Origin of the sequence: Lelliottia sp. RWM.1 (assembly GCF_016859735.1) — a bacterium.
Classification (GTDB): Bacteria; Pseudomonadota; Gammaproteobacteria; order Enterobacterales; family Enterobacteriaceae; genus Enterobacter.
Genome location: NZ_WLVC01000123.1, coordinates 1 through 1,587, shown reverse-complemented (window position 1 = coordinate 1,587; position 1,587 = coordinate 1). Strand labels below are relative to the sequence as shown.

General features: G+C 53.8%; 1 protein-coding gene. It reads right to left on the bottom strand.

Annotation, left to right across the window (positions count from 1 at the left end; translation table 11 throughout):
- On the bottom strand, positions 1–1,130 hold a 1,130-nt coding region (locus tag GF617_RS26835), incomplete at its 3' end, for an IS91-like element ISCR1 family transposase (protein ID WP_058648236.1).
- Between the last annotated feature and the right edge of the window lie 457 nt (positions 1,131–1,587).

Sequence of the window (1,587 nt, the reverse complement as noted above, 5' to 3'; positions counted from 1 at the left end):
AACGCAGCGAGTTTGGCGATGAAGTCCAGCGGCTCGAAGATCACATGGGTGGTGCCATTGCGGTACGGAGTTTTGAGCTCGTAACGCACCTGCCCATTGGCGGTTAATGCCAGACGTTTTTCTGAAACCGCTGGCCGACTAATGTAGCGACACAAGCGCTCAAGCTTATCCCGCTGATGCGCTTCGGCCATCACACCGGCGTGTAGCGAGAAACCAGCATGGTTGGCTACTCGACTGCTTGAGTCGGCTTTATCCTCACGCCCTGGCAAGGTTTGCAGGGTGAAGACTTTGCGCCCTTGCTGGGGGCCGACGGCAATGCGATACGTAACCGAAGCACCATGTAATTGAGTCAGCGTATCGTCTTCGCCCTCTTCCAGTGTCAACCACGTATTCTCGGCATCACGCTCCAAAATCCCACGCTTTTCCATGCAGCGAGCGATGCGATGGCTGAGGGTGTGAGCGAGCGTATTCAGCTCATCGTAAGTGGGTGCCTTGACACGATGGAAGCGTTGCTTGCCATAGTCATCTTCGGCATAGACACCATCGAGAAACAGCATGTGGTAGTGGACATTGAGATTTAGCGCGGAGCCAAAGCGTTGGATAAGAGTCACTGAGCCAGTTTGTGCAGAGGCTTTGGTGTAACCGGCTTTTTTGATCAGATGAGTTGAGAGTGTACGATAGACGATACTCAAGACCTGGCCCATCAGCTGGGGATGGCGAGCCAGCAAAAAGCGTAGCTGGAAAGGAAAGCTGAGCACCCACTGGCGAATGGGCTCCTTGGGGAAGACTTCGTCTATCAGCAGCGCCGCACTCTCGGCCATCCGGCGGGCACCGCAGCTAGGGCAAAAGCCGCGTCGTTTACAGCTGAAGGCGACCAGACGCTCGTGATGACAATCCTCGCAGCGAACCCGCATGAAACCATACTCCAGACGGCCACATTGGAGGAGGTCGTTGAATTCTTGTTGGATGTAGCGAGGCAGGTGTTGACCTTGGGCTTCGAGTGAGGCTTTGAAGGCTGGGTAGTGCTGCTCAACCAGCTGGTAGAGCAGCGTCTGGTCGGGTTGGTGGCGTTCGTAACCGTTTGTTTGAGTGGGCGATTGACTCGCCGTGGCGTTCCTTGCCAGCGACATGGGTATCCTCCGCTGATACTGTGGTTATGTACAGTATCAGCGGCTTGCGTTCAGACGTCCAGTCTGGCCCTAGACATCGCTAAATGCTTAACCCGCAATAGCCCTCACGAGTTGTTATCAGCCACTACCGGTTGAGCGAGAAGGTTTTGGGTTCAGGGTGCTATTGCTCCACCAATCACAATACTGAAGCCCCAACTGTTATCAGTTGGGGCTTTTTCTTGTCTGTTTGCGGCGGTTGCGTTTTATCGGTAGTCGTCGAGCTCTGCACCATCCCACATAAGAGCTTAACGGTGCGATCTTCAACGCCATCACACAAAACTTTCTTTTTCACGCACAGTCAACTTATTGGATGTTTTATTAACAACCCAAAAGGAGATATTTAGCGGGCGGCCGGAAGGTGAATGCTAGGCATGATCTAACCCTCGGTCTCTGGCGTCGCGACTGCGAAATTTCGCGA